Consider the following 26609-nt stretch of genomic DNA (forward strand, 5'->3'; position numbering starts at 1 on the left):
CGCGCGCTCAGGGGGCCGGGGACCGGAAGCGGGGCGTCAGCCGCCGCACCGGCCCCGGCCCGGCTCAGGCCAACTCGTCCGGCAGCGGCGCCGCATGAAGCACCATCAACCCCGACACCGCACGGGTCAGCGCCACGTACAGCCGCCGCAGCCCGGTCCGTTCGTCGGGTTCGCCGTCGACCACCGCAGCCGGTTCGTCCAGCACCACGTAGTCGTACTCCAGGCCCTTCGCCAGCGACGCCGGTACCAGCGTCAGCCGGGACTCGGCCGTCGTCTCCTCGCCCGGGGACAGATAGGCGTGGCCCGCCGCCGTCAGCGCCTGCGCGAGCACCGGGATCCGCGCGTCCGCCGCGATCAGGCCGATGGAACCCTCCTGCGCCAGCGACTCCTCGCACGCCGCGACCACCGCCGCGTCCAGCTCCGCAGGGCCGGCCACCTCCCGTACCGCCAGCGACCCCGGTGACTCACGCACCGACTCCACCTCCGCCAGGCCCGGCGAGATCACCGGCAGCAGCCGCGACGCGTACGCGATCACCTCCCGCGGCACACGGAAGCCCGCCGTCAGCTCCTCCACCACGGCGTCCTCCTTGCCCAGGTGGTGCAGCGCCTGCGCCCAGCTCTCCGTCGACCACGGCGTCGTCCCCTGCGCCAGGTCGCCCAGTACGGTCGCCGAACCGGTCGTGCAGCGACGGCCCACCGCCCGGTACTGCATGGGGGAGAGGTCCTGCGCCTCGTCGAGGACGACATGGCCGAGCGAGTGCGTGCGCGCCACCAGATCGCTCGCCTCGTCGATCAGCACCGCGTCCGCCGCCGACCACTTCGCCGACTTCACGCTCCGGGCCGGCTTCGTCCACAGGATCGCCTTCTGCTCGTCCTCGGTGAGCAGCCCGTCCGCGTGCGCGGCCAGGAACTCAGGGTCGGAGAGCAGTCGCAGCACCAGCTTGGCCGGGTCGACGGCGGGCCAGATGGCCTTCACGGCCGCCTTGACCGCCGGAGTACGGGCCACCGCGTTCTGCACCCGGTCGTCGGGGGCCTCGCCGGCCTCCTCCATCCGGACCAGGACGGCGTGCGCGATGCGCTGCGGGAGCGCGTCGTGCGCCGCGCCGTACCGCATGTCCCGGGCCAGCAGCTCGGTGACGATCTCCTCCAGTTCGTACGCGGGCACCCGCCACCGGCGCGAGCCGCGCACCACCATCACCGGCTCCGTCGGCAGGGTCACATGCGAACGGATCGCCCGCCGCAGCACCTCGGCCATGCGGGCATCGCCCTTGACGACGGCCGACTCCGCCGCGTCCGTGCCCCGCACCTCGACCTGGGCGGCCACCAGATCGTCGACGGTCGCCTGCTTCACCTCCAGCTCACCGAGGGCCGGCAGCACCTGCTCGATGTAGTGGAGGAACGACCGGTTCGGCCCGATGACCAGCGTGCCGGTGCGGGCGAGCCGCTCGCGGTGCGCATACAGCAGATACGCCACCCGGTGCAGGCCGACGGCGGTCTTGCCGGTACCCGGCCCTCCCTGCACGCAGACCGTTCCGCCGAGCCCGCTGCGGACGATCTCGTCCTGCTCGGGCTGGATCGTCGCCACGATGTCGCGCATCGGACCGACGCGAGGCCGCTCGATCTCCGCCTGGAGCAGCTTGCTGGTCTGCGCGGCCTCGGTCGGGTCGGTGAGGTGCTCGTCCTCGTACGCGGTCAGGTCGCCGCCGGTGTACCCGAAGCGGCGGCGCTGTCCTACGTCCTGCGGGTCCTTCTTCGAAGCCCGGTAGAACGGCTGCGAGACGGGTGCGCGCCAGTCGATGACCATCGGGTCGCCGTCGGCGTCATGCACGTGGCGGCGCCCGATGTAGAACTGCTCCCCCTCCGCTCCCTCGGCCTGCTCGGCACCGACCGGGTGGAGATAGTCCAGCCGGCCGAAGAAGAGCGGGGTGTGGGAGAGGTCGGCGAGGGACTTGATGCGCTCGTCGATCTGGGCCTGCAGGACGGCGGCGTTGACCCAGTTCGCGGTGACATCGCGGATGTCGAGGGCCTGGGCGTCCTCGCGCATGGCGCGCAGCGCGGCGCGGGACGCGGCGAGATGGGCGCGCTCGCGAGCCAGCGGATCGGTGGTGGTGTCGCTTTCGTGTTCGTGCGCGGGCACGGTGTTGCCTCCGGCTTTTCAACGCAGGACGGCGGACCGCAGCTCGCTCCCGTTCACTGTCCGGGGGCGATACGGTCCGCTCGGGGATCGATCACGGGCACGCACGCAGGTGTGCGCACAGCTGTCGGCCGGTTTCCGTCCGGTCGGCGGCGCTCCCCCGGCTGCCGGCGAAGGGCCGGTACCACGGTGCGGGAGGCGGGCAGACCGGCGATTGTATCGACCGCGTCCGCCGGGGGCGAACGAATTCTGCGGCCGCGTCCACCCCGGTCCACCTGCACGCACACCGGCCACCGGTGATTGCACCCCCGTGGACCGGTGCCCTCACCCGGCCGGGCGCAGGACCATGGAGTACATGAGCACCCCGAGTCCGAACCCCCGAACGGCCGGCCCCGCGCACGGCGCGACCGCGGTCACCGGTCACCCGCCCACCCATCGCGTCGGCGACGCCGTCCGCGCCGTCAGGGTCTTCGCACGGACCGCGGTCGGTGTGGCCGTCCTCGGCGAGTACGCGGAGGAGACGGAGGCGAACATCCACCACCGCGACCACTGAGCCGCGACCCCGGTCCGGGCGTCGCCCCGCGAGGGACCGGCTTCAGTTCTCCGACAGCAGCTCGTCCGCGTCGACGATCCGGTACGCGTACCCCTGCTCGGCCAGGAACCGCTGGCGGTGGGCCGCGAAGTCCTGGTCGATCGTGTCGCGGGCGACCACCGAGTAGAACCGGGCCTCGTGCCCGTCCGCCTTCGGCCGCAGCACCCGGCCGAGCCGCTGCGCCTCCTCCTGCCGCGAGCCGAACGTTCCCGACACCTGGATGGCGACGGTTGCTTCCGGCAGGTCGATCGAGAAGTTCGCGACCTTCGACACGACGAGGACGCTGAGCTCGCCCTCGCGGAACGCGTCGAAGAGCTTCTCCCGCTGCGCATTGCTCGTCTCGCCCTTGATCACCGGGGCGTCGAGATGCTCGCCCAGCTCGTCGAGCTGGTCGATGTACTGCCCGATGACGAGGGTCTGCTCGCCCCGGTGCTTGCGCACCAGCGCCTCCGTGACCTTCCGCTTCGTCGCGGTCGTCGCGCAGAACCGGTACTTCTCCTCGGCCTCGGCGGTCGCGTACGCCAGCCGCTCCGAGTCCGTCAGATTGACCCGGACCTCGACACAGTCGGCGGGCGCGATGTAGCCCTGTGCCTCGATCTCCTTCCACGGTGCGTCGAACCGCTTGGGGCCGATCAGCGAGAAGACGTCCGACTCGCGGCCGTCCTCGCGGACGAGCGTCGCCGTCAGACCGAGCCGCCGCCGCGCCTGCAGATCGGCGGTGAACTTGAAGACGGGGGCGGGCAGCAGATGCACCTCGTCGTAGATCACCAGCCCCCAGTCGCGGGAGTCGAACAGCTCCAGGTGCGGATAGATGCCCTTCCGGCGGGTCGTCAGCACCTGGTAGGTGGCGATGGTGACCGGCCGGATCTCCTTGCGCGTACCGCTGTACTCACCGATCTCGTCCTCGGTCAGCGACGTCCGCTTCACCAGCTCGTGCTTCCACTGCCGGGCCGAGACGGTGTTCGTCACCAGGATCAGCGTGGTCGCCTTGGCCTCCGCCATCGCACCGGCCCCGACCAGCGTCTTGCCCGCACCACAGGGCAGTACGACGACGCCGGAGCCACCGTGCCAGAACCCCTCGACGGCCTGCCTCTGGTACGGCCGCAGCGCCCAGCCGTCCTCGGCCAGCTCGATCGGGTGCGCCTCGCCGTCGACGTACCCGGCAAGGTCCTCCGCCGGCCAGCCCAGCTTCAGCAGCGTCTGCTTGATCTGCCCGCGCTCGGACGGGTGCACCGCCACGGTGTCCGGGTCGATCCGTGCCCCGACCAGCGGCTGGACCTTCTTCGACCGGAGGATCTCCTCCAGCACGGGCCGGTCGGTGGAGGTCAGCACCAGCCCGTGGACCGGATGCTTGGAGAGTGTGAGGCGGCCGTACCGGGCCATCGTCTCGGCGATGTCGACGAGCAGCGCGTGCGGCACCGGATAGCGCGAGTACTGCACGAGGGCGTCGACGACCTGCTCGGCGTCGTGCCCGGCGGCGCGTGCGTTCCACAGCCCGAGCGGGGTCAGCCGGTAGGTGTGGATGTGCTCCGGCGCCCGCTCCAGTTCCGCGAAGGGCGCGATCGCACGACGGCAGGCATCGGCCTGGTCGTGGTCGACCTCCAGGAGCAGCGTCTTGTCACTTTGGACGATGAGGGGTCCGGTCACGCGTCTCGGCCCTTTCTACGGGGTGCGGCCACCAGTGCGGCCAAACGTCCAGTGTGCCGCATGCGGGGTAGGTGGCGCGTAGGCGTCGGCGAGCAGCCGCACCGGCCATGGCCCGTCGGCCGGTCACCCGGGACGTCAGGCGTCTTCGGCGTCGGCCAGTTCGGCGACACCGGTGATGCGGTGCAGCGGGTACGTGCGGACCTCGTCGGCCGTGTGGTCGTACGCCGTCACGAAGCCACCCTCCACCCGGACCGGGGCGATGACCCGCTGGCTGGCCGCGCCGTCCGCGTTGACGTAGCCGATCCATACGGCCGAGCCCGTCATCGCCGCCGCCTGGACCGTGGCCAGGGTCTCCGCGGAGGTCGTACGGGGCAGGGAGCCGGCCGGGGCGGCGGGGGTGCTGTCCGCGTCCTTGCGGACGACCGTCGCGGCCGTGTCGCCGGCGCGGATCGCCCGTACCGCCGCGCCCAGCAGTGTTCCGTCCGGGACCGGCGGGCCCTCGGGCACGGGGACGGGGGGTGTACGGGGCGGGGTGCGGCGGATGCCGGCGCGGGTGATCAGGACGTCGCCCTCGGCGGACTCGGCGGCCGGGGCGTAGCCCATCTCGCGCAGCCCTTCGAGCAGGGACGCGGGGTCGATCTGGGCGGCCAGCGCCGTCGGCGCGAGGCGGCGCAGGCGCAGGGTGGCCGAGCGCCGGTCCGCGAGGATCTCGTTGAGCACGGCCTCGTCGTCGCAGCGCACATACGCGGACGCGGCGCCGATCCGCAGATGGCCGTGGCGGCGGGCGACGTCGTCGATGAGGTAGCTGAGGGGCTGCGGGACGGGCGTCCGGCTGTGGGCGGCGAGGAACGCGTGCAGATCGGCCGCGGACTGTCCGGCGTCCAGCGCGCGGCGCACGGAGCCGGGCGTGAACCGGTAGACCGTCGCACCGCCCTTCGACTCGATTTCCGCGAGGACGGACAGGGTGTCGGCGAGGGGGCGTTCCAGCGGGCCGGGGGCGACGGCCGTCAGGTCGGCCTGGAGCAGGACGTGGCCGAGGGGTTCCGGGATGAGCGGGGCGAGCAGCGCGGCGGCCTTCGCGGGCCCGGAGTCGAGCAGGGCGCGGGACTGGGAGGAGAGCGCGCCACGGCCGGTGATGCCGAGGAGTTCGGACTCGTTCAGCGTCCACAGGGCGATCCGGGAGCGCAGGTCGGTGATGTCCCCTGCGGACGCGGAGGCACCGCGCAGCGGCCGTTCCCAGCGGAGCCGGGCCAGCAGCGTCTCCGGGTCCGGTGCGGTGCCGGGGTCCAGCGAGGTGAGCAGGGCCAGGACCCGGTGGCGTACCTCGGGGGCGGCCGAGCGGTCGAGTTCGGGGCCGAGTGCGGACAGGGCCCGGCCCTTGGCGTCCTGACCGCCGACCAGACCGGCGGTGCGGGTCGCGGCGAGCCAGGCGGTGGCGAGGTGCACCCAGCGGTCCTGGACGGGGAGTTCGGTCCAGTCGTCGTACGCGGGCGTCGGTGCGTACCGCTCGTCGGCCTCGCCGTCGGAGGCCAGCAGCCCGGCCGCGTAGGCGAGTTCGAGCCAGAACACGGCGATCGGCTCGGACACGTCGAGGACGGCCGCGATCCGCTTCAGCTCGCGGACGCTGAGGCCGCCGGCGCGCAGTATCGGGGGGGCCGCCGCCGTTCCAGCTCGTCAGGAGTTCCTCGACGGTGGACACCGCCAGGAACGCCTGGCCCGCCGCCGCACTGTCCACAGCCTGGGGATCACGCGTCGCGAGCGCCACGACGGCGGGCGGCAGCGGCTCCGGTACGCGGTGGGCACGCCCGGCCCGCAGGTGCAGGGCCGCCTCGCGCGGCAGCACGACCGTGCGCGTCGACACCGGCAGCAGCAGGCCGCGGTCGCGCAGCCACTTCACGGGAGGGGTCGGGTTCGGGGTCACTTCACCGTAGGGCGGACCCCACACCAGCCGGTCCAGTACGGACAGGGCTTCCACGGGGGCGGTGTCGAGCAGTTCGCCCATCCTGGTGCGGTCGGTGAACAGTGCGGACAGGGACGCCACCGCCGAGACCGGGTCGTGCGTGGCGGGCAGTCCGGCCGTCACCAGGATCTCCTGGAGCCGGCCCGGCGACATGCCCGACGTGGCCTCGGCGACCGTCGGCCCGAGCCCGGTGGGAGACGGGTGCTGCGGGGACGGGGCGAGGATTTCGCGCGCGGTGCGCACCAGGCGCAGCCGGTCGTCCTCGCCCCAGACGAGGGCCTGTTCGCGCAGCGTCGCAAGGGCGAAGGGAGCCGCGTCCCGGATAGCCGCACCCGCGTCGTCGCGGTCCGCGCCGTCGTCCTGGCCGTCGCCGGTGAGCAGGGCGAGCAGCGTGTCGTACGGTGCCGGGTCCGGAGCCACGGCCAGCGCCTCCGCGGTCTGCAGGGCGAACCGGTCGAGGTGTTCCAGCGCGCGGACGACGGAGGCCCGGGTACCGGCCCGTGTCGCGAGCTGGGTGATGTCGTTCGGCACGGGGGACAGCAGATCGGGGCGGGCACGGAGCAGCCCGGCCAACGACTCGTCGTCCCGGGCGCGCAGAGCTTCGGCGAGCGTCCGCGGTGGTGTGGTCATCCCCATCCGTCCCACGGTAGTCGCTCCGGACAGGCCCGAGGGCGCTACCGTCGGTGCAGGCCCGTCAGAGGGGAACCATCGCGTGGGGATCGAGAGCGACCAGCTCGTCTACGACTATCTGAGCCGGGTCGGGGACCTGGCCCAGCAGCACCAGCTTTCCTCGGGCGCCCGGATGCGGCTCGTGGCGGCCCTGCGCACCGAGATCGACCGGCAGCGCGGAAGCCAGGCCACGGACTCGCCGGCGGCGGTGCGGCGCATCATCGGGCGGCTCGGCACGCCCGACGAACTGGTCGCCGCGGCCGCCGGGTCGGCGGACGGAACGGTGACGTTGCCGGGGGCGGCGGGGGGTTCGGCGGAGCGCGGTCCGGAGCCGCGGGGGATCCCGCGGCCGCGCAGGGGGACGCTCCGGAAAGAGAGTTCACGCAAGGGCGCGTCGCAGGAGGAGCCGGGGGGCTCCGGGGACCCGGGGGCCGCGGCGGGCAATGTGCCGGCGCAGCGGCCGCCGTCGCCGCCGCACATGGCGGGGACGGACGAGCTGGGCGCGTCCGGGAGCGAGCCCGACTGGTGGCGCATCGAGCCGGGGCCGTTCGGGGAGGGGGTGGAGGTGCCTGGGTTCGTGGGCGGGGTGGAGATCGCCGAGCTGCTGAAGCAGCCGCGGCAGCCTGCGGAGGAGGCCGGGGCGGATGCGGATGCGGATGGGGACGAGGACGAGGACGACTCCGACGAGGGCGGTGACGAGGAGGGGGACGAGGTGGGGGACGAGGCGGAGCGCGGCCGGTGGCGGCTGCGTCGGCGTGCGCCGCGTGAGGGCAGGGGGCTCGGCTTCTCCCACCCGTTGCTGCTGCTCGCTGCCGTGCTGCTGGTCACGGGGGCGCTGACCGGGTCCTGGGTGGCCCTGGCGGGCGGCTGGCTGCTCGCGTACGGCTCCCGCACGCTCTCGCGTACGGAGGCGAAACTGGCCGCGATGTGGCTGCCGGGCGCGGTCGCGGCGGGCGGACTGGTCTGGCTGTGGGGGCGGCTGGACGGGCGCTGGGGCGAGCCGATCCCGCAGGACGGGATGGCGGAGGCGCTGAGCGGAGTGTGGCCGGTGGTGGTACGCGGGGCGGCGGTGGCGTCGGCGGTGTTCCTGGTGTGGCGGGCGCGGAGGGTGGAGTAGGCGGGGGCTTGTGCCGGGGCGTCCGGCTGCCGGGTTGTCCTCAAGCGCCGGACGGGCTTGGGGTGTCCGCCGGGTCCGTTGTGGTGCCGTCGCCCCGGGCGGGGGTTCCGTCCTCAATCGCCGGACGGGCTTGGGGTGTCCGCCCTGGCGCGGTTCTCCGGGGGTGCGGTCGCCTTGGTTCGGTGGGTGGTGGTCCGGGGCCCCTCCGGGGTGTCTCCTCGAACGACGAACGTTCGGGCTCGTCGTCGGGCGAGCCCGGGTATCCGTTCGTCGTCCTACAGGGACCCCCCTGCACGGCCCCGGACCGGCCGGTACGCGCCCGCGGGCGCTTGTGCCTTCATGTCACGACCACCGGGGCGCGGGCACATCCCACCAAGGCGCGGACGTGTCACGACCACCGGGGTGCAGGCGCGAGTGATGCGTGGGTGGGGCCGTGCAGGGGAGTCCCCGCAGGGGCTGGCGCACGTGCCGGGCTCGTCCGCGTTGCGGGCTTCCGCGCCAGTCCTGAGGAGACGCCCCGGAGGGGCACCGCCCACCCCACCCCCGGCCGGAGGCGACGGCACCCCCACGGCCCGGGGTGACACAACCAAGCCCGTCCGGCGATTGAGGACGGACCCCCCGCCCCGGACCGGGGCAGCGACATCGAGCCCGTCCGGCGATTGAGGACGGAACCCTCCGCCTCGGACCGGGGTGGGACAACTGACGCCCCCCGGAGGGGTCATCGTGCAGGGGACCACGGGGCGCCCGGTACCACCAGGGGGGAACCCGTCACCGGGTCCGGGACGATCACTGCGTCCAGGCCGAACACCTCGCGTACGAGCTCGGCCGTGACGACGTCCCCCGGAGGGCCCTCCGCGACGATCCGGCCCGCCTTCATCGCGACCAGGTGGTCCGCGTACCGCGCGGCCTGGTTCAGGTCGTGGAGCACGGTGACGACCGTCCGGCCGCGGGTGCCGTCCGCCGCCGGTGCGGCCAGCTGACGCACCAGGTCGAGGACCTCCACCTGGTGCGCGATGTCGAGGTACGTGGTCGGCTCGTCGAGGAGCAGCAGGTCCGTCTCCTGCGCGAGCGCCATCGCGATCCAGACCCGCTGCCGCTGCCCGCCCGACAGTTCGTCGACCGGCCGGTCGCCGAGCGTCGTGATGTCCGTACGGTCCATCGCGTCGGTGACGGCCCGTTCGTCCGCCTCCGACCACTGCTGCCACCAGTGCTGATGCGGCTGGCGGCCGCGCGCGACGAGGTCGGAGACGGTGATCGCCTCGGGCGCGACCGGGGTCTGCGGCAGCAGCCCTATCGACTGGGCGATCTTCCTGGTGGGGATCCGGGACAGCTCCGTACCGTCGAGGAGCACGGCTCCGCCGCGCGGCTTGAGCAGCCGGCCGAGCGCCCGCAGGGTGGTCGACTTGCCGCACGCGTTCGGGCCGACGATGACCGTCACCCGGCCGTCGGGAACGGTGAGGTCCAGCTCGTGCACGACCGTGCGGTCCTCGTAGGCAAGAGTCAGTCCGCGCGCGGTGAGCCGGCCGGCCGTCTCCTCGGCGACCGCGACGGCATCGGACGTACGGGTCGGGCTCATGCCTTGCCTCCCTTGCGGCCACCGTGACCGCGGATGATCAGCCAGATCAGATACGGGGCGCCGACCGCCGCCGTCAGTACGCCCACCGGCAGCTCGGTGGGCGAGAAGAGTTTGCGGGCCAGCAGATCGGCGAAGACGACGATCACCGCACCGAGGAGCGCCGAGCACAGCAGCGGGATCTGCGCGGTACGCGTCATGCGGCGGGCGATCTGCGGGGCGAGCAGGGCCACGAAGTCGACCGGCCCGGCCGTCCCGGTCGCCACGGACGCCAGGATCACGCCGAGCGCGACGAGGCCCAGGCGTACCCGGCCCAGCCGCACGCCGAGCGCGGTCGCTGTGTCGTCGTCCATGGACACGGTCCGCTGCGCACGCGCCGCCCACAGGACGGCCGGTGCGAGCACCAGCAGCGTCCAGCCGATCGGTGCCACCTCGCTCCAGCCGCGGCCGTTCAGCGAACCCGTCATCCAGATCTGCGCCTGCTGGGCGACCAGGTAGTCGCCCTTCGTCAGGAACAGGGTGGTGACGGACCGCAGCGCGATGGCGAAGCCGATGCCGATGAGGACGAACCGGGTGGCGTGCAGTCCGCCGCGCCATGCGAAGACGTACACGAGCGCCGCCGCCGCGATCCCGCCGATGACCGACAGGTACGGCAGCACGGTGTACGAGGTGACGCCGAACGTCATCGCGCCGACCGTGAGCGCGCCCGCGCCCTGGCTGATGCCGATGATGTCGGGGCTGGCCAGCGGATTGCGGGCCACCGTCTGGATCAGCGCCCCGGCGAAGCCGAACGCGGTGCCGACGAGCAGCCCGACGACCATGCGCGGCAGCCGCAGCGTTCCGACGACCAGTTCGCTCTGCGACGGCTGCCCGAGGATCACCTTCACGACCTCGGACGGCGCGACGAAGCTCTCGCCGACACAGAGGTACGCGACACAGACGGCCGCCAGCAGCACGACGAGGACCGCCGCGACGACGGCCGCCCGCCGGTGCAGTAGGAAGCGTCCGCGCGCTCCGATCCGTACGACGCTGTACCCGGCGGGCCGGACCCGGGTCCGGGTGAGGGTGCCGCTCATGCCGGGACCGCCTTCCGACGTACGAGCGTGACCAGGAACGGCACCCCGATCAGCGCCGTCATCACACCCGCCGGGACTTCGCTCGGCGGGAAGACGATGCGTCCGATGACGTCCGAGACGAGCAGCATCACGGGGCCGGTCAGCGCCGCCATCGGCAGCAGCCACCGGTGGTCGCTGCCGACGATCGCGCGGGCAATGTGCGGGACGGCCAGCCCGATGAACGCGATCGGTCCGGCCGCGGCCACCCCGACGCCGGTCAGCACGGTGGCCCCGATACCGCCGACGATCCGTACCGTCGCGACCTTCTGCCCCAGGCCCTTCGCGACGTCCTCGCCCAGTGCCAGCGCATCGAGACCGCGTGCCACGGACAGCACGAGCACCGTGCCGACCAGCAGGAACGGCCAGATCTGCTGTGCCACCTCGGCCTCGCGCCCGCCGATCGAACCGACCTGCCAGAAGCGGAACTCGTCGAGCGCGGACGCCTTCGTCGTCAGCACCGCCATCGTCACCGACACCAGCAGCGCATTGATCGCGGCGCCGCCCAGCGCGAGCTTCACCGGCGTGGCACCGCCGCGTCCGCGCGAGGCGATCGCGTACACCGCGACGGACGCGACGGCGGCGCCCGCGAACGCGAACCAGACGTACCCGGTGAGCGTGTGGACACCGGCGAAGGCGATGGCCAGCACCACGCCGACCGAGGCGCCCTGGCTGATGCCGAGGATGCCGGGGTCGGCGATGGGGTTACGGGTGATGCCCTGGAACACCGTGCCCGCGAGGGCGAGCGCCGCACCGACCATCAGCCCGATCAGGGTGCGCGGCACCCGCAGCTGGCGGATCACTTCGGCGGCGTCGGAGTGCCCGCCGTGCAGCAGGGCGTCGAGCACCGCGGACGGCGGGATGGTGCGCGCGCCCACGGCAAGGCTGAGCAGGACGGCCACCAGCAGCGCGAGGACGGCCGCCGCCGTCGCGAGAGCGCGTCTGTGGCGGCGAGGTGCGGCGGCTGGCATCGGACCCAATCGGCGAGCTGGACGGCCTGGCGGCGCAGCCCCCCATGGTCGGGCGCAGCCAGGTAAGGCTTGGCTTAGTCTAGGCGGGGGCCACCGGGACCCGAAGGGCGAGGGGCGGATCGCGGGCTCGGCACAATGGGGACCATGGCTTCGCACCCGCTGACGGTCGGCTTCGACCTCGATATGACGCTCATCGATTCCCGGCCCGGCATCAAGGCCGCCTACCAGGCGCTTTCCGCCGAGACGGGGACGCACATCGACGCCGACCTGGTCGTGAGCAGGCTCGGTCCGCCGGTGGAGGACGAGCTGGCGAACTGGTTCCCGGCGGACGTCGTGGCCGCCACGGCCGACCGTTACCGGGAGATCTATCCCACACACGCCATCATCCCGACTCCGGCGCTGCCCGGCGCCCGGGAGTCCATAGCCGCGATCCGCGAACGCGGCGGCCGGACCGTCGTCGTCACCGCGAAGCACGAGCCGAACGCCCGGCTCCACCTGGCGCACCTCGGGATCGAGACCGACGAGATCATCGGCGGCCTGTGGGCGGAGGGGAAGGCGCGGGCGCTGCGCGAGCACGGCGCCCAGGTGTACGTCGGCGACCACACCGGCGACGTACGCGGTGCCCGCCGGGCCGAGGCGCTGTCGGTGGGGGTCACGACGGGACCGTGCGACGCGGACGAACTGAGGGCGGCGGGCGCGGATGTGATCCTGCGGGACCTGACCGAGTTCCCGGCGTGGCTGGGTGCCTACCGGGCCGGATAGGGGGCCGTGGGCGGCCGCGCCCTCCCGCGTGGCGCTCTACCGCGCGGCGCTCCGCTTCGGGGACGCCGCCCACACCGACCGCAGCACACCCGCTGCCGCGATCAGGAACCCCACCCCCATCAGCATGCACACTGCATATGCGAAGGAGGGGAACGGGTCGGTCCCGAGGAACAGCGGGGCCACGGTGACGAGTGTGGCCAGCGCCCCGATGAAGAAGACGATCGCGCCGACCCGGACGAGCCGGTCGCCTGCGCCGGAAGGTGTAGTACTCACTGCGCCAGGGTAGTTCCCGCCCCGGACGATCCCCCCTTCACCCGGAGTGTGCCGTTTCTGGACACAGTCCGGATGACCAGGCTTGACGAGGGGTACTGCACCTGTGGAGGCTTCTGCCAGCAGGGGAGCACGACCATGGTCCGGCCTGACCTGCTGAGGCTTGGTTCCGGCTTACGGGTTGAGATGGGGTGCGTGCTTTGCCGACTGGCAAGGTCAAATGGTTCAACAGCGAGAAGGGCTTCGGCTTCCTTTCCCGCGACGACGGTGGCGACGTGTTCGTGCACTCGTCGGTGCTCCCTGACGGAGTCGACGCACTCAAGCCCGGCCAGCGTGTCGAATTCGGTGTCGTCGCAGGTCAGCGTGGAGATCAGGCGCTCTCGGTGGCCATCCTCGATCCGACGCCGTCCGTCGCGGCCGCGCAGCGCCGCAAACCGGACGAACTGGCATCGATCGTGCAGGATCTGACGACGTTGCTGGAGAACATCACGCCGATGCTGGAGCGGGGCCGCTACCCCGACAAGGCGGCCGGCAAGCAGATCGGCGGCCTGCTGCGCGCAGTCGCCGACCAGCTCGACGTCTAGGGCCTTTCGCCACGAGAGGCCCTGGCGCCTTTCGCCACGAGAGGCACCAGGGCCTCGACGTCAGACGAACGACAGCGCGTCCGGGCCGAGGGGCGGTACCAGCCCCTCGGCCGCGGCGCGGGTCAGCAGTCCGCGGATCGCCGCGTAGCCGTTCTCACCGAGGTCGGCGGTGAACTCGTTCACGTACAGCCCGATGTGCTGGTCGGCCACGGCCGGGTCCATCTCCTGGGCGTGCTCCAGCACGTACGGCCGCGACGCCTCCGGGTCGTCCCAGGCCATCCGTACCGACGTACGCACCGACTCGGCCAGTACCTTCAGCTTCTCCGCGCCCAGCGACCGCTTGGCGATGATCGCGCCCAGCGGGATCGGCAGACCGGTCGTCAGCTCCCAGTGCTCGCCCATGTCGGCAAGGCTGTGCAGCCCGTAGGTGCGGTACGTGAACCGCGCCTCGTGGATGACGAGTCCGGCGTCCACCTTCCCGTCCCGCACGGCCGGCATGATCTCGTCGAACGGCATGACGACGATGTCGCCGACGTCGCCCGGGACGACGTCCGCCGCCCAGAGCCGGAACAGCAGGTAGGCGGTCGACCGCTCGCTCGGCACGGCGACGGTCTTCCCCGTCAGATCCGTACCCGGCTCCTTCGTCAGGACGAGCGGCCCGCAGCCGCGTCCCAGCGCCCCGCCGCACGGCAGCAGCGCGTACTCCTCGAGGACCCAGGGGAGCACCGCGTACGACACCTTCAGCACGTCGAGTTCGCCGCGCTCGGCCATGCCGTTGGTGAGGTCGATGTCGGCGAACGTGACGTCGAGGGCGGGCGCGCCGGGTACCCGGCCGTGGGCCCAGGCGTCGAAGACGAACGTGTCGTTCGGGCACGGCGAGTACGCGATGCGCAGGGCGTCGCCGGTCGCGTCAGTGGTGCCGGTGGTGTCGGTCATGGTGGGTGGTCCAGCCTTCCAGTACGGGGGTGAGCTTCCCGAACGCCTCGGTGAGCGCGGCCAGCGCGTCGCCGATGCGCCAGGCGTCCCGGTCGCGCGGGCCGACTGCGTTCGAGACGGCCCGGAGCTCCAGCACCGGTACGCGCAGCCGCTCGGCGGCCTCGGCGACCCCGAAGCCCTCCATGGCCTCGGCGACGGCGTGCGGATGGGCGGTGCGCAGAGCGGCGGCGCGTTCGGCGCTGCCGGTCACCGTGGAGACGGTGAGGACCTCGCCGGCCAGTGCGCCGGTGGCGGCGGCCACGTCCCGTACCCGTGCGGGCGGTGGTACGAACCGGTCCCGTCCGAAGCCGAGGGCGGTGACGGGCACGAATCCTTCGGGGGTCTCGGCGCCCAGATCGGCGGCGACGATCGCGCTCGCCACGACGAGGGAGCCGACGGGGGCGGCGGGCGCGAACCCGCCGCCGATCCCGGCCGAAACGACCAGAGCGTACGGCTCCGCGCCGGCCCCGGTTCCCGCCTCTGCCCCGGCCCCCGAGGCCAGGGCGAAGGCGGCCGTGGCGGCCGAGGCGGCCGGTCCGGCGCCGCCCGCGACGACGTCGACGAGGCCGGCGCGGTGCAGCTCAGCGCCGGGCACGTCGAGCTGCTGGGGCCGGTCCGTGAACGCACGCGTGACCGCGTCCCGTTCCACCGGGACCGCGGTCACGACAAGTACACGCACGGGGAGGGCGCTCCCAGGTCGGAAGGGGATCAGTTGGTCTTCTTGAGCTCGAAGTGCCAGATGCCCGTGAGCTTCTTGCCGTCGGTCTCGACGATGCTGATCTGCGCCTTGTCCGCGGTCTCGCCGGTCTGGCTGGAGAAGAAGGCGCTGCCCGGGATGGACCGGTAGGTCCTCTTGTACGGCTCCTGCTCGGCCTGCTGCCCGTTGATGAAGAGCGTCCAGCCGTGGTCGGCGATCTCCGGGTCGACGCCGAAGCGGACCTTGTCGTCCATCGCGACCTTGACGGACTTCTCCGCCTTCTTGTTCAGGCAGGCCTGGACCTCGGACGCCTTGATGGCGTCGCCGTCGTTGTAGCAGGTGGCCTCGGTGGACACCGACGTGTCGCCGACCGTCACGGTGGCGAGCGGCGTCGGCTTGTCGCAGGCGGACAGGACGAGGAGTCCCGCGGACACGGCACCAAGAGCGACGCCGATTCGACGGCCCTTACCGGAGAAGAACGCAACGGTCATGGCCCGAAGGTTATCGGTCGCTTCCGTTCACGCCACGCGGGGGTGCGGCGAGCCGCGCCGCGCGGCGCTCAGCAGACCCCGTACGGAGGCTGCCGCGCCCAGGGCGAGGATGCCCGCGGCAACCGACATCCCCAGTACGCCGTTGAGGGGGAGGGCGATGCCGATGCCGCCGCCGACCACCCAGGACATCTGGAGCAGCGTCTCGGACCGGGCGAACGCGGAGGTCCGCACCTCCTCGGGCACGTCGCGCTGGATCATCGCGTCCAGCGACAGTTTGGACAGGGCCTGGGTGAAGCCCGCCATGGCGCTGAGCGCGGCGACCATCAGGGTGGAGAAGAAGGCGGCGGCCAGGACGGCGACGCAGAGGGCCAGGCCCAGCACCGAGGCGATGATCACCTCGGGGCCGCGGGCGCGGAGCCAGGAGCCCATCGCCGTACCGAGGGCATTGCCGACACCGGCCGCGACGCCGACGATGCCGAGCGAGACGGCGGCGCTCTGCCCGGCCAGGGGGTGTTCGCGCAGCAGGAACGCCAGGAAGAAGATCAGGAACCCGGAGAGGGCCCGGTGTGCGGCGTTGGCCTGGAGTCCGTGCAGGACGGACGGTCCGACGGTCCGCAGCCCTGGCCGTTTCTCCTTTTCCCCGGATCTCTTGCCGTTGACCCTGCCGGACTTGCCGTTTCTGCCGGTCGTGGACGGTGCCGGGCGGGCGGGCGGCTGATGCCCGTGGTGGTCGACCAGCCGGGCCCGGCGCTCACCCTTCGCCGAGTCGACCTTGGGGGGCAGCGTGAAGGCGAGAACGGTGCCGCCGATGAAGACCAGACACGCGCCGTACAGCGGCCAGCCGGGTCCGACGGTCTGCAGCCCGGCCCCGATCGGTGCCGCCACACCGGTGGCCAGCAAGCCGGCCAGCGTGACCCGGGAGTTGGCCTTCACCAGGGAGAAGCCGGGTGGCAGCAGGCGCGGGACGACCGCGCTGCGCACGACGCCGTACGCCTTCGAGGAGACCAGGACGCCGAGTGCCGCCGGATACAGCTCCAGACCGCCGGTGGCGACCGCGCCCGACATGGTGAGCGCCAGCAGCGCCCGAGCCAGCATGGCGGCCGCCATCGCGGCGCGGCGGCCGTGCGGCAGGCGGTCCAGGAGCGGGCCGATGACGGGGGCGAGGAGCGTGAAGGGCGCCATGGTGATGGCGAGGTAGAGGGCGACGCGTCCGCGGGCCTCGTCCGTCGGCACGGAGAAGAACACCGTCGAGGCGAGCGCGACCGTGATCATCACGTCGCCCGCGCCGTTCACGGCATGCAGCTCGATCAGTTTGCCGAGCCCGGACTCCCCGGCGCCGTGGGCGTGGGTCGCCCTGCGGATGCCCTTCGCGGTGCCGGTGAACGGCGCGTGCAGGGCACGGCCGATCGACCGGCCCGTCCTGCGGAGCGGGCCGGACCCGTCGTGCGACCTGGCGGAAGCCACTTCGTCATAGTGCCCCAGTCCCACCGGTAACGAACCGAGAACGGTGCGGGGCGCGGTGAGTGCCGCCCTGTCGGGTCAGTGAAGATCACCGGTAGCCGCTCCTGGACACCTTCGGCGCCCCTCCCCGATGTCCGTTCCGTCCGTCCCCGTGTCCGATCTGACACGGACACGGCAGTGGATACAGCGTCGTTTGGGACGGGCAGGTGGGCGGGAAGCGGCGGAGAGGGTAGCGTGCGTAGCGCGCCACCGGCGGTTGTTCTTGGCCGCGCGCCTCTCAGCGATCCCGCAGAATGGATAGCAGAAGGCGCGCCCGAGGCAGGCACAACGGGTGTGGACGTCGACGCGGCCCCCAGGTCCGCTCCGCCCGCAACCGTTGAGGCCGAAATCGATGGATCTGCTGGCGCGCTCGTGAGACGGCGTATGGAGAGAAGCGAGACCTGTGAGTGCTGCTACGACGCGAAGCCGTACTGCCCGTACCCCTGCCCCCGACCGCCTGTGCGCGGAGGCGGTAGACCTCGCACGCTCGGCGGCCGAGGAGGCTGCCGCGCCGGGAGTGGTCGGTGAGCATGTGGCGCTGGTCTCCGAAGGGGACCGGGTCGTCACGCACTACTTCGAGTGCAAGGAGCCCGGCTACCGGGGCTGGCGCTGGGCGGTGACGGTCGCCAGGGCCTCCCGTGCCAAGAACGTCACGCTCGACGAGGCCGTACTGCTGCCCGGTGCGGACGCGCTGCTCGCGCCGGAATGGGTGCCGTGGAGCGAGCGGCTGCGCCCCGGGGACATGGGGCCCGGCGATCTGCTGCCCACCGAGGCGGAGGATCTCCGGCTGGAGCCGGGGTACACCGGCGAGGACGAGCCGCCGCCGAACTCGGTCGTCTCCGAGATGTCGGAGGAACTGGCCGACCTCGTCGACGCGGAGGACGCGGAGCTGACGACGCGCCCGGAGGCGACGGACCGCGGCTCGATCGCGGCGGTGGCCGAGGAACTCGGGATGCGGCGGGCGCGGGTGCTCTCCCGGTACGGGCTGCACGCGGCGGCCGACCGGTGGGACGAGTCGTTCGGCGCGAAGACGCCGATGGCTCAGGCGGCACCGGCGTCCTGCGACACATGTGCCTTCCTGGTGCCGGTGGCGGGATCGCTGCGGCAGGCGTTCGGAGTGTGCGCGAACGAGTTCAGCCCGGCGGACGGGCGGGTCGTCTCGCTGTCGTACGGGTGCGGTGGGCACTCGGAGGCCGCGGTGATGCCGAAGCCGCCGAAGCCGGCGCCGCATGCGCTGGACACGATGCAGGTGGACGAGTACCTGCTGCGTCCGCCGCGGGACAGCGGGTCCGTTCCGGTGGAGACGGACGGGCCGTCGGAGGATCTCGGCCACTCCTGACGCTCCTGGCCGCCGGGGCCCGGCTTGCGGGGCCCCGACGTCGTGGTGGGGGCGCAGCCCACGTGGTGACCGCTCTGCCGGCGAGCGCCGGCCGGGCTCCCGCATGGGCTGAGCCGGGTGCCGGGCGGGACCCGGCGACCCCGGGGCGCCCGGGGCGTCGCCGCGCCGCGGCACTTCGAGCCCGTCGAGAGTCCGCCCGTCCCTTTCGGGCCACGTGGGAGACCGGGGACAGAGCGTGGCGCCCGGGCTCGGCGCACCGGCTTTCCGCTCGCGGTACCTTCGGGCGCACACTGGCGGCACGGGTGCACCCGCACCCTCCGCCGCACAGGTAACGCGTCACCGGACAGAGCGGAGTCAGAGCGTGGGCATGAATGCGACCGAGGGGGCCGATCCGTTCGGGACGGCACGGCTGCGGCGCGGGGTGCTCGATGCCTGGGGCGCCGGTCCCGCCCGGTTCCGGGAGGACGCCAACGCCGAGGAGGACCTCGCGCTCGGCGGCTACCGCGACCGCCTCGTCGTCGAGCTGGCCCAGAACGCCGCCGACGCCGCCGCCCGCGCCGGCGTACCCGGCCGCCTGCGCCTCACCCTGCACCCCGGCGACGCGGAGCATGCCGTCCTCGCGGCCGCCAACACCGGTGCCCCCCTCGACGCCACCGGCGTCGAATCGCTCAGCACGCTGCGGGCCTCCGCCAAGCGGGAGGGGCACGAGTCCGCCGTCGGCAGGTTCGGTGTCGGGTTCGCCGCCGTGCTCGCGGTCAGTGACGAGCCCGCCGTCGTCGGCCGGCACGGCGGTGTCCGCTGGTCCCTCGCCGAGGCCCGCGACCTTGCCCGTCAGGCCGCCGTCGGCAGCCCCGGCCTCGGTGACGAGCTGCGCCGCCGCGACGGACACGTGCCGCTGCTCCGGCTCCCGCTGCCCGCCGAGGGCACCGCACCGGACGGGTACGACACGGTCGTCGTCCTGCCGCTGCGCGACGGCGTCGCCGAGGACCTCGTCGGCCGGCTGCTCGCCGCCGTCGACGACGCGCTGCTCCTGACACTGCCCGGCCTCGAAGAGATCGTCATCGACACCCCCGACGGCGTACGGACGTTGCTCCGCTCCCAGCACGGCCCGTACACGCATGTCGACGACTCCGCGTACGGCCGCAACCGCTGGCGTACGGTCGTGCACCACGGGCCGATCGAACCGGCCCTGCTCGCCGACCGCCCGCTGGAGGAACGGCTGCGCCCGCACTGGTCGGTGACCTGGGCGGTGCCCGTGGACGGGGAAGGGGCGCCGGTCTACCCCCGTACCGCCCCCGTCGTCCACGCCCCGACCCCCACCGACGAACCCCTTGGCGTCCCCGCCCTGTTCATCGCGTCGCTGCCGCTGGACACCACCCGCCGCCACCCGGCTCCCGGCCCGCTCACCGACTTCCTCGTGCAGCGCGCGGCCGACGCGTACGCCGAACTGCTCGCCGACTGGCAGCCGGTGAGTGTCGGCACGCTTGACCTGGTGCCCGGCCCGCTCGGCAAGAGCGAGCTGGACGGGGCGCTGCGCGGCGCGATCCTGCAACGGCTGCCGCGCGTCGCGTTCCTGGAGCCCGCCGCCCCGCGCGACCCCGCCGCCGAACCCCACAGCTGGGACGCCTGGGACGCGGAGACGGAGAGCGCCGGCGAGGCCACCTTCGGTCTGCGGCCCATCGAGGCGGAGGTGCTGGAGGGGGTCGGAGCCGAGACCGTCCAGGTGCTCGCCGAGGTGCTGCCGTGCCTGCTGCCCGCGGGACTCGAGCGCCGCAGCGAGCTGCGGACGCTCGGGGTGGCGAGGGTGCCGCTGACCGAGGCCATCGACCGGCTCGCCGGTCTGGAGCGCGATCCCGCGTGGTGGCGGCGGCTGTACGACAGCCTGGCCGGCATGGACCCGGACCGGCTCTCCGGACTGCCGGTGCCGCTGGCCGGGACGGCGGAGACGACGCAGGCGGTGGACGGGACGGACGTCACCGCGGCCCCGCGCACCACGATCGGGCCCCGGCAGGTCCTGCTGCCCCTGCCCGAAGCGCTCACCGGCTCCGTCCTCGACCGGCTGGCCCGGCTCGGGCTGAAGGTCGCACATCCGGACGCCGCCCATCCGCTCCTGGAGAAGCTGGGCGCCCTGCCCGCCACTCCGCGTGCCGTGCTGACGACCCCGCAGGTGCGGGCTGCCGTCGCCGCCTCGCTGGATGCGGGCGAGGTGTGGGACGAGGACGCGCTGGACGCCGAAGAGCTCGCGGAGACCGTTCTCACGCTCGTCCGGGACGCAGGCCTGGCCCCCGGCGACGAACCCTGGCTCGGCGCCCTGGCCCTGCCCGACGAGGACGGCGAACCCGCACCGGCCGGTGAACTCGTCCTGCCGGGCAGCCCGTTCGCGGGCATCATGCGCGAAGGAGAACTCGCGCTCTGCGACGAGGAACTGGCCGAGCGCTGGGGTGAGCAGCCGTTGACCGCCTGCGGGGTGCTGGCCACCTTCGCGCTGGTCCGGGCCACCGATGTCGTTCTCGACCCGGACGAACTGGAGCCGCGCGAAGGGGACTTCGCCGAGCCCGACGACGCGGGGCTGCTCGACGCCGTCGACGTGTGGTGCGAGGACGTCCTCGACCAGCTGCCGGACGCCGCGGTGCCGCCGGTCGTCACCGAACTCGTCGCCGTCCGTGACCTCGACCTCGTGGACGACGACGCCTGGCCGCAGGCGCTCGCCCTGCTCTCCCGGCCGCCGCTGCGCGACGCGCTGACCCAGCCGGTGCGGGTGCTCCTCCCGGACGGCACGACGCAGTCCGTGCGCCCGTACACCGCCTGGTGGCTGCGCGACCACCCGGTGCTCGACGGCCGCCGCCCGGCGGGTCTGCGGGCGGCGGGCAGTGACCCGCGGCTGTCCGGACTGTACGACTCCGCGGACGCGGCCGGCTTCGACGATGCCCAGGTGCTGCGCGCCCTCGGGGTGCGGACCTCGGTCGCCGCGCTCCTCGACGAGCCCGGCGGCGCGGCCGAGCTCCTCGGGCGGCTCGCGGACGGGGACCGTCCGGTCGGCTCCGTGCAACTCCATGAGCTGTACACGGCCCTCGCCGATCTCGACCCCGAGCAGGTCACGCTCCCCGACGAACTGCGGGCCGTGGTCGACGGCGAGGTGAGGGTCGTCGACGCGGCGGACGCGGTGATCGCAGACGCTCCCGATCTGCTGCCGCTGACGGACAGTCTGCCGCTCCTGCCGGTGGCTCCCGCGCGTGCGGCGGAACTGGCCGAACTCTTCCAGGTGCGACGGCTCGGTGAGACCGTCGAGGCGCAGGTGACGACCGAGGGCGAGGAGCACCGGGTGCCGGAGCCGGTACGGATCCTGCTCGGCGCCGGTACCCCTGACACGTACGTCGAGCACGGCGAGCTCCGCGCGGGCGGCGTCGAACTGGACTGGCGCCGCACCCCGGACGGGGTCGTCCACGCGTCGACGCTGGAGGGTGTCGCGGCGGGCCTGGCCTGGGCGGCGGGCCAGTGGCCGCGCCGCTTCGAGGTCGCCGCGCTGCTGGAGGACCCGTCCCGCACGGAGGAACTGGCCCGGGACCGCTGGTTCGACTGACGGGCGCGGCGGGCGGACGAGGGGCTGAGCGGCGGCCGAGGGGCGAGCGGGCGGCCTACACCGGGAAGCGGCGGCTGACCAGGCGCCAGGTGAACTCCAGGGCGGTCGCCGCCGCCACCGCGATCGCCACCGCCGTCCACGGCATCACGGAACCCACCAGTTTCAGCGCGAAGAACTCCTGCAGCCACGGCACGATCAGCACGATCAGGAAGGCTCCGCCCATCGCCGCGACCAGGACGATCCGCCACCAGGTGTAGGGGCGGGCGATGATCGCGAGGACCCACATCGAGACCAGGAACAGCGTGAGCGTCGCCGCGCTGGTCTCCGCGTCCAGCGACCCCGGACCCGTGTAGTAGTGCCGGGCGATCAGATACGTCACGAACGTGGCGATGCCCGCGATGACGCCGGACGGCACCGAGTACCGCATGACCCTGCGGACGAAGTGGGGCCGGGCCCGCTCCTTGTTGGGCGCGAGGGCCAGGAAGAACGCCGGGACGCCGATCGTCAGCGTCGACAGCAGGGTCAGGTGCCGGGGCAGGAACGGGTACTCGACCTGGGAGCAGACCACCAGGATCGCCAGCAGCACCGAGTAGACGGTCTTCGTCAGGAACAGCGTGGCGACCCGGGTGATGTTGCCGATGACCCGGCGGCCCTCGGCGACCACCGACGGCAGGGTCGCGAAGCTGTTGTTGAGCAGCACGATCTGCGCCACCGCGCGCGTCGCCTCCGAGCCGGAGCCCATCGAGACCCCGATGTCGGCGTCCTTGAGCGCCAGCACGTCGTTGACCCCGTCGCCCGTCATCGCGACGGTGTGGCCGCGGGACTGGAGGGCCGCGACCATCTCCCGCTTCTGCTGCGGGGTGACCCGGCCGAAGACCGTGTGCTCCTCCATGGCGGAGGCCATGTCGTCCGGATCGGCGGGCAGCCGGCGTGCGTCCAGGGTGTGCTCGGCGCCGGGCAGGCCCAGCTTGCCCGCGACCGCGCCGACCGAGACGGCGTTGTCCCCGGAGATGACCTTCGTGGCGACTCGCTGGTCGGCGAAGTAGCGCAGCGTGTCCCCGGCGTCCGGCCGCAGCCGCTGCTCCAGGACGACCAGTGCGGTCGGTTCGGCCCCCGCGGCGCTCTGCGGCCCCTCCAGCTCCCCCTGGGCGCGGGCCAGCAGCAGGACCCGCAGCCCCTGCTCGTTGAGCCGCTCGATCTCGCCGAGCGAGGGGTCGTGGTCCGGCAGCAGCACATCGGGGGCGCCCAGCAGCCAGCTCGACGCCTTTCCGCTGCCCTCGTCGAACGCGGCGCCGCTGTACTTGCGCGCCGAGGAGAACGGCAGGGCCTCCGTGCAGCGCCACGCCTCCCCGTTCGGGGAGGGATAGGCGTCGATGATCGCCTGCAGGCTGGCGTTGGGTCTCGGGTCGGACGCGCCGAGGTTGGCCAGCACCTGGCGTACGTACGGGTCGTCCGCGCCGCCCAGCGGCCGCACCTCGGTGACGTCCATGCCGCCCTCGGTGAGCGTGCCGGTCTTGTCCAGGCAGACGACGTCCACCCGGGCGAGGCCCTCGATGGCGGGCAGCTCCTGCACCAGGCACTGCTTGCGGCCGAGCCGTACGACACCGATCGCGAAGGCGACCGAGGTGAGCAGGACCAGGCCCTCCGGGATCATCGGGACGATTCCGCCGACGGTCCGCGCGACGGAGTCCTTGAGGTTGGTGTTCTTGACGACGAGCTGGCTGATGATCAGGCCGATCGCGGTCGGCACCATCATCCAGGTGACGTACTTGAGGATCGTGCTGATGCCGCTGCGCAGCTCGGACTGGACGAGGGTGAAGCGGGACGCCTCCTCGGCGAGCTGTGCGGCGTAGGCCTCGCGGCCGACCTTGGTGGCGGAGAACGCGCCGCCGCCCGCGACGACGAAGCTGCCGGACATCACCGGGTCGCCGGGCTGTTTCAGTACGGGGTCGGCCTCGCCGGTGAGCAGCGACTCGTCGATCTCCAGGTTGTCGGCTTCGGCCACCGCGCCGTCCACGACGACCTTGTCACCGGGGCCGAGCTCGACCAGATCGCCGAGGACGATCTCGGAGGTGGATATCTCGGCGGCGACCCCGTCGCGCCGGACCGTGGGTTTCGCCTCGCCGATGACGGCCAGGCCGTCGAGGGTCTTCTTGGCCCGCCATTCCTGGATGATGCCGATGCCGGTGTTGGCGATGATCACGTAGCCGAAGAGGCTGTCCTGGAACGGCGCGACGAACAGCATGATCAGCCAGAGCACGCCGATGATCAGGTTGAACCGGGTGAAGACATTGGCGCGGACGATCTCGCCGATGGACCGGGACGAGCGGACGGGTACGTCGTTGACCTCGCCGCGGGCGATCCGCTCGGAGACCTCGGCCGCGGTCAGCCCGCCTGTGCTCACGGCCGGAGCGGGCAGCCTCATCGGGTGGACCGGGTCGAGCTCGGATCCGGCGTCGATCGGGACCGGCCGGGGCCGGCCGGGTGTCTGGCCCCCGGAGGAGTTGAGTGCCCGCTGCGTCATGGTTTCGACGGTACGGGCGGAATGCTCGGTTCACCCGCCGGGGATCCGGGGGCCGGGCCGGAGGAGGAGGGGGTGGGCCCGGCGCGGGCGGGGAAGCCGGGCGGCCGTCCCCGGCGTTCACCGCTCCTGCGCGTCAGGGGCTTGCGCCGGCGGCTCGAGTGGGCGTCCCGGGGCCGGTGGGGTCAGTGGCCGTCGTCGGTGGCGCCGGCCGCTGCGTCCTTCGCGGCGGCCGCCCGCTTCAGCGCCGCGTCGCGCCCCCGCACGTACCAGATGCCGATCAGCCCGAGCCCGCCACCGGCCAGGCATGTCCACACCCACCAGGTGTGCCCGTGGTCGTCGAACCAGCCGTAGAACGGCAGCTGTACGAGGAAGAGGACGAACCAGAGGATCGTTCCGCCGGTGATGGTGGCGACGACGGGCCCCTCCAGGGGCTCGGGTGCCTCGTGTGTCGGTGTCCACTTCGCCATGGGGTCAGTGTATGCGGCCCGCATACAGAGGTCTTCGGGCCAGTCGGCCCAAGGGTCTACGCGCGGAGATAGCGATCTTCGGCTTATGTATTCATACTGAATCTGCTTACGGCTGTCTCGATTTATTCGTGTAAAAGTCCAAAGCTGACTACTTTTCTCCCCCCACTACGCACGACTGAGGTCATACATGTCCCCCTCGGCCACCGCTTCGGTCGACTCCAGGCAACCGGCGGCGCCGCAGCCGCACGGCGGCCTGGACCGTTTCTTCAAGATCTCCGAGCGGGGGTCGTCGGTCGCGCGCGAGATCCGCGGCGGCTTCGCCACGTTCTTCGCGATGGCGTACATCATCGTGCTGAACCCGATCATTCTCGGCAGCGCCAAGGACATGTACGGCAACCAGCTCGACGGCGGCCAGCTGGTCACCGCCACGGTGCTGACCGCCGCGTTCTCCACGCTCCTGATGGGTGTCATCGGCAACGTGCCGATCGCGCTGGCCGCCGGTCTCGGCGTCAACACCGTCGTCGCCCTGCAGCTCGCCCCCCGGATGAGCTGGCCGGACGCGATGGGCATGGTCGTCCTCGCGGGCATCGTCGTCATGCTGCTCGTCGCGACCGGGCTGCGCGAACGCGTCATGAACGCCGTACCGAAGTCGCTCCGCAAGGGCATCGCGATCGGTATCGGTCTCTTCATCCTGCTGATCGGCCTGGTCGACTCCGGCTTCGTCTCCCGCATCCCGGACGCCGCGCACACCACGGTGCCGCTTCAGCTCGGCCTCGACGGCCACCTGAACGGCTGGCCGGTGCTGGTCTTCATCCTCGGCGCGCTGCTCACCCTCGCGCTGATCGTCCGCAAGGTGCCGGGCGCGATCCTGATCTCGATCGTCGCGATGACGGTCGTCGCGCTGGTCATCGACGCCATTGCCGACCTGCCGGCCGGGGCCTGGGGCCTGACCGTCCCGCAGTGGCCGGGCAACCCGGTCGCCAGCCCCGACTTCGGGCTGATCGGTCAAGTCAGCCTGTTCGGCGGCTTCGGCAAGGTCGGTCTGCTCACCGGCATCCTCTTCGTCTTCACCGTGCTGCTGTCCTGCTTCTTCGACGCGATGGGCACCATCCTCGGGGTCGGCGACGAGGCCAAGCTGATGGACAAGGACGGCAACTTCCCCGGCATCAACAAGGTGCTGTTCGTGGACGGCGTCGCGGTCGCCGCCGGCGGTGTGAGCTCCTCCTCGGCGTCGACCTGCTTCGTGGAGTCCACGGCGGGTGTCGGTGAGGGGGCCCGCACCGGCCTGGCGAGCGTGGTGACCGGTCTGCTGTTCACGGTGGCGCTGTTCCTGACGCCGCTGGCGACCATGGTTCCGTCGCAGGCCGCCACTCCGGCGCTGCTGGCGGTCGGCTTCCTGATCACCGCGGGATCGGTCCGGGACATCGACTGGAGCGACTACACGCTCGCGATCCCGGCCTTCCTGGCCATGCTGATGATGCCGTTCACGTACTCGATCACCAACGGCATCGGCATCGGCTTCATCGCCTTCTGCGTGCTGCGCCTGGCGGCCGGCCGTGGGCGCGAGGTGCCGGTGGCCATGTACGTGGTGTCGGCGGTCTTCGTCTTCTACTACGCGATGCCGGCCCTCGGTCTGACGTCGTAA

The 26609-nt window shown here is 72.6% G+C and carries 19 protein-coding genes and 1 pseudogene; 7 read left to right on the forward strand and 13 right to left on the reverse strand.

Annotation, left to right across the window (positions count from 1 at the left end; translation table 11 throughout):
- Nucleotides 1-64: 64 nt before the first annotated feature.
- Complete coding sequence (locus tag LRD69_RS18280; protein WP_277327648.1) at nt 65-2137, reverse strand: UvrD-helicase domain-containing protein; 2073 nt, start codon at nt 2135-2137, stop codon at nt 65-67.
- A 352-nt stretch (nt 2138-2489) separates the two neighbouring features.
- On the opposite strand from LRD69_RS18280, the gene LRD69_RS18285 reads away from it, so the two are divergent.
- A complete protein-coding gene (locus LRD69_RS18285; protein WP_277327649.1) occupies nt 2490-2687 on the forward strand; it encodes a hypothetical protein in 198 nt (65 codons plus the stop codon).
- A gap of 42 nt (nt 2688-2729) precedes the next feature.
- Here LRD69_RS18285 and LRD69_RS18290 read toward each other — a convergent pair whose 3' ends face one another.
- Nucleotides 2730-4373, reverse strand: a complete 1644-nt coding sequence (locus tag LRD69_RS18290; protein ID WP_277327650.1) for a DNA repair helicase XPB — start codon at nt 4371-4373, stop codon at nt 2730-2732.
- 135 nt (nt 4374-4508) lie between these two features.
- Nucleotides 4509-6969: pseudogene (locus LRD69_RS18295) on the reverse strand (helicase C-terminal domain-containing protein).
- Nucleotides 6970-7045: 76 nt separating this feature from the next.
- Here LRD69_RS18295 and LRD69_RS18300 point away from each other — a divergent pair.
- Nucleotides 7046-8119, forward strand: coding sequence for a hypothetical protein (locus LRD69_RS18300; protein ID WP_277327651.1), 1074 nt, complete (start codon nt 7046-7048; stop codon nt 8117-8119).
- 718 nt (nt 8120-8837) lie between these two features.
- On the opposite strand, the gene LRD69_RS18305 is transcribed toward LRD69_RS18300, so the two are convergent.
- The 3 genes from LRD69_RS18305 to LRD69_RS18315 are packed head-to-tail and all read right to left on the reverse strand — an operon-like array spanning nt 8838 to nt 11775.
- Nucleotides 8838-9695, reverse strand: coding sequence for an ABC transporter ATP-binding protein (locus LRD69_RS18305; RefSeq protein WP_277327652.1), 858 nt, complete (start codon nt 9693-9695; stop codon nt 8838-8840).
- Nucleotides 9692-10768, reverse strand: a complete 1077-nt coding sequence (locus LRD69_RS18310; protein ID WP_277327653.1) for an iron chelate uptake ABC transporter family permease subunit — start codon at nt 10766-10768, stop codon at nt 9692-9694. Before LRD69_RS18310 ends, LRD69_RS18305 begins: the two co-directional genes overlap by 4 nt.
- Nucleotides 10765-11775 (reverse strand): iron ABC transporter permease, encoded by a 1011-nt coding sequence (locus LRD69_RS18315; protein ID WP_277327654.1) that lies wholly within the window; start codon nt 11773-11775, stop codon nt 10765-10767. Before LRD69_RS18315 ends, LRD69_RS18310 begins: the two co-directional genes overlap by 4 nt.
- A gap of 135 nt (nt 11776-11910) precedes the next feature.
- Between LRD69_RS18315 and LRD69_RS18320 the strand changes: the two genes are divergently transcribed.
- Entirely contained in the window at nt 11911-12537 is a 627-nt protein-coding gene (locus LRD69_RS18320; protein WP_277327655.1) for an HAD family hydrolase, read from the forward strand.
- 36 nt (nt 12538-12573) lie between these two features.
- On the opposite strand, the gene LRD69_RS18325 is transcribed toward LRD69_RS18320, so the two are convergent.
- Complete coding sequence (locus LRD69_RS18325; protein ID WP_277327656.1) at nt 12574-12810, reverse strand: hypothetical protein; 237 nt, start codon at nt 12808-12810, stop codon at nt 12574-12576.
- A gap of 197 nt (nt 12811-13007) precedes the next feature.
- Here LRD69_RS18325 and LRD69_RS18330 point away from each other — a divergent pair, with 197 nt between their 5' ends.
- The gene (locus LRD69_RS18330) at nt 13008-13391 is read left to right on the forward strand and encodes a cold-shock protein (protein WP_037692759.1); all 384 of its coding nucleotides are present in this window, start codon (nt 13008-13010) and stop codon (nt 13389-13391) included.
- A gap of 60 nt (nt 13392-13451) precedes the next feature.
- On the opposite strand, the gene LRD69_RS18335 is transcribed toward LRD69_RS18330, so the two are convergent.
- The 4 genes from LRD69_RS18335 to LRD69_RS18350 are packed head-to-tail and all read right to left on the reverse strand — an operon-like array spanning nt 13452 to nt 17018.
- Nucleotides 13452-14327, reverse strand: a complete 876-nt coding sequence (locus LRD69_RS18335; RefSeq protein ID WP_277327657.1) for a 1,4-dihydroxy-6-naphthoate synthase — start codon at nt 14325-14327, stop codon at nt 13452-13454.
- Entirely contained in the window at nt 14302-15045 is a 744-nt protein-coding gene (locus LRD69_RS18340; protein ID WP_277327658.1) for a futalosine hydrolase, read from the reverse strand. Before LRD69_RS18340 ends, LRD69_RS18335 begins: the two co-directional genes overlap by 26 nt.
- A 29-nt stretch (nt 15046-15074) precedes the next feature.
- On the reverse strand, nt 15075-15554 hold the full coding sequence (locus LRD69_RS18345) for a DUF2771 domain-containing protein (RefSeq protein ID WP_277327659.1): 480 nt from the start codon (nt 15552-15554) through the stop codon (nt 15075-15077).
- 27 nt (nt 15555-15581) lie between these two features.
- Entirely contained in the window at nt 15582-17018 is a 1437-nt protein-coding gene (locus LRD69_RS18350) for an MFS transporter (RefSeq protein ID WP_277327660.1), read from the reverse strand.
- 439 nt (nt 17019-17457) lie between these two features.
- Between LRD69_RS18350 and LRD69_RS18355 the strand changes: the two genes are divergently transcribed.
- Both LRD69_RS18355 and LRD69_RS18360 read left to right on the forward strand, forming a co-directional pair.
- Complete coding sequence (locus LRD69_RS18355) at nt 17458-18393, forward strand: DUF3027 domain-containing protein (RefSeq protein WP_277327661.1); 936 nt, start codon at nt 17458-17460, stop codon at nt 18391-18393.
- A 367-nt stretch (nt 18394-18760) separates the two neighbouring features.
- Entirely contained in the window at nt 18761-21973 is a 3213-nt protein-coding gene (locus LRD69_RS18360) for a molecular chaperone Hsp90 (protein WP_277327662.1), read from the forward strand.
- 55 nt (nt 21974-22028) lie between these two features.
- Here LRD69_RS18360 and LRD69_RS18365 read toward each other — a convergent pair whose 3' ends face one another.
- Complete coding sequence (locus LRD69_RS18365; RefSeq protein WP_277327663.1) at nt 22029-24497, reverse strand: HAD-IC family P-type ATPase; 2469 nt, start codon at nt 24495-24497, stop codon at nt 22029-22031.
- Between the two features lie 182 nt (nt 24498-24679).
- Nucleotides 24680-24964 (reverse strand): DUF2530 domain-containing protein, encoded by a 285-nt coding sequence (locus LRD69_RS18370; protein WP_277327664.1) that lies wholly within the window; start codon nt 24962-24964, stop codon nt 24680-24682.
- A 187-nt stretch (nt 24965-25151) separates the two neighbouring features.
- Here LRD69_RS18370 and LRD69_RS18375 point away from each other — a divergent pair, with 187 nt between their 5' ends.
- On the forward strand, nt 25152-26609 hold the full coding sequence (locus LRD69_RS18375) for an NCS2 family permease (protein WP_277327665.1): 1458 nt from the start codon (nt 25152-25154) through the stop codon (nt 26607-26609).

The organism is Streptomyces sp. JH14, from assembly GCF_029428675.1.
Classification (GTDB): domain Bacteria; phylum Actinomycetota; class Actinomycetes; order Streptomycetales; family Streptomycetaceae; genus Streptomyces.

What these genes read in the sequence shown, in the direction of transcription:
- LRD69_RS18345 (WP_277327659.1), bottom strand. Translation starts at nt 15,554, where the DNA reads ATGACCGTTGCGTTCTTCTCCGGTAAGGGCCGTCGAATCGGCGTCGCT.
- LRD69_RS18285 (WP_277327649.1), top strand. Translation starts at nt 2,490, where the DNA reads ATGAGCACCCCGAGTCCGAACCCCCGAACGGCCGGCCCCGCGCACGGC.
- LRD69_RS18315 (WP_277327654.1), bottom strand. Translation starts at nt 11,775, where the DNA reads ATGCCAGCCGCCGCACCTCGCCGCCACAGACGCGCTCTCGCGACGGCG.
- LRD69_RS18370 (WP_277327664.1), bottom strand. Translation starts at nt 24,964, where the DNA reads ATGGCGAAGTGGACACCGACACACGAGGCACCCGAGCCCCTGGAGGGG.
- LRD69_RS18335 (WP_277327657.1), bottom strand. Translation starts at nt 14,327, where the DNA reads ATGACCGACACCACCGGCACCACTGACGCGACCGGCGACGCCCTGCGC.
- LRD69_RS18365 (WP_277327663.1), bottom strand. Translation starts at nt 24,497, where the DNA reads ATGACGCAGCGGGCACTCAACTCCTCCGGGGGCCAGACACCCGGCCGG.
- LRD69_RS18360 (WP_277327662.1), top strand. Translation starts at nt 18,761, where the DNA reads ATGAATGCGACCGAGGGGGCCGATCCGTTCGGGACGGCACGGCTGCGG.
- LRD69_RS18375 (WP_277327665.1), top strand. Translation starts at nt 25,152, where the DNA reads ATGTCCCCCTCGGCCACCGCTTCGGTCGACTCCAGGCAACCGGCGGCG.
- LRD69_RS18310 (WP_277327653.1), bottom strand. Translation starts at nt 10,768, where the DNA reads ATGAGCGGCACCCTCACCCGGACCCGGGTCCGGCCCGCCGGGTACAGC.
- LRD69_RS18320 (WP_277327655.1), top strand. Translation starts at nt 11,911, where the DNA reads ATGGGGACCATGGCTTCGCACCCGCTGACGGTCGGCTTCGACCTCGAT.
- LRD69_RS18305 (WP_277327652.1), bottom strand. Translation starts at nt 9,695, where the DNA reads ATGAGCCCGACCCGTACGTCCGATGCCGTCGCGGTCGCCGAGGAGACG.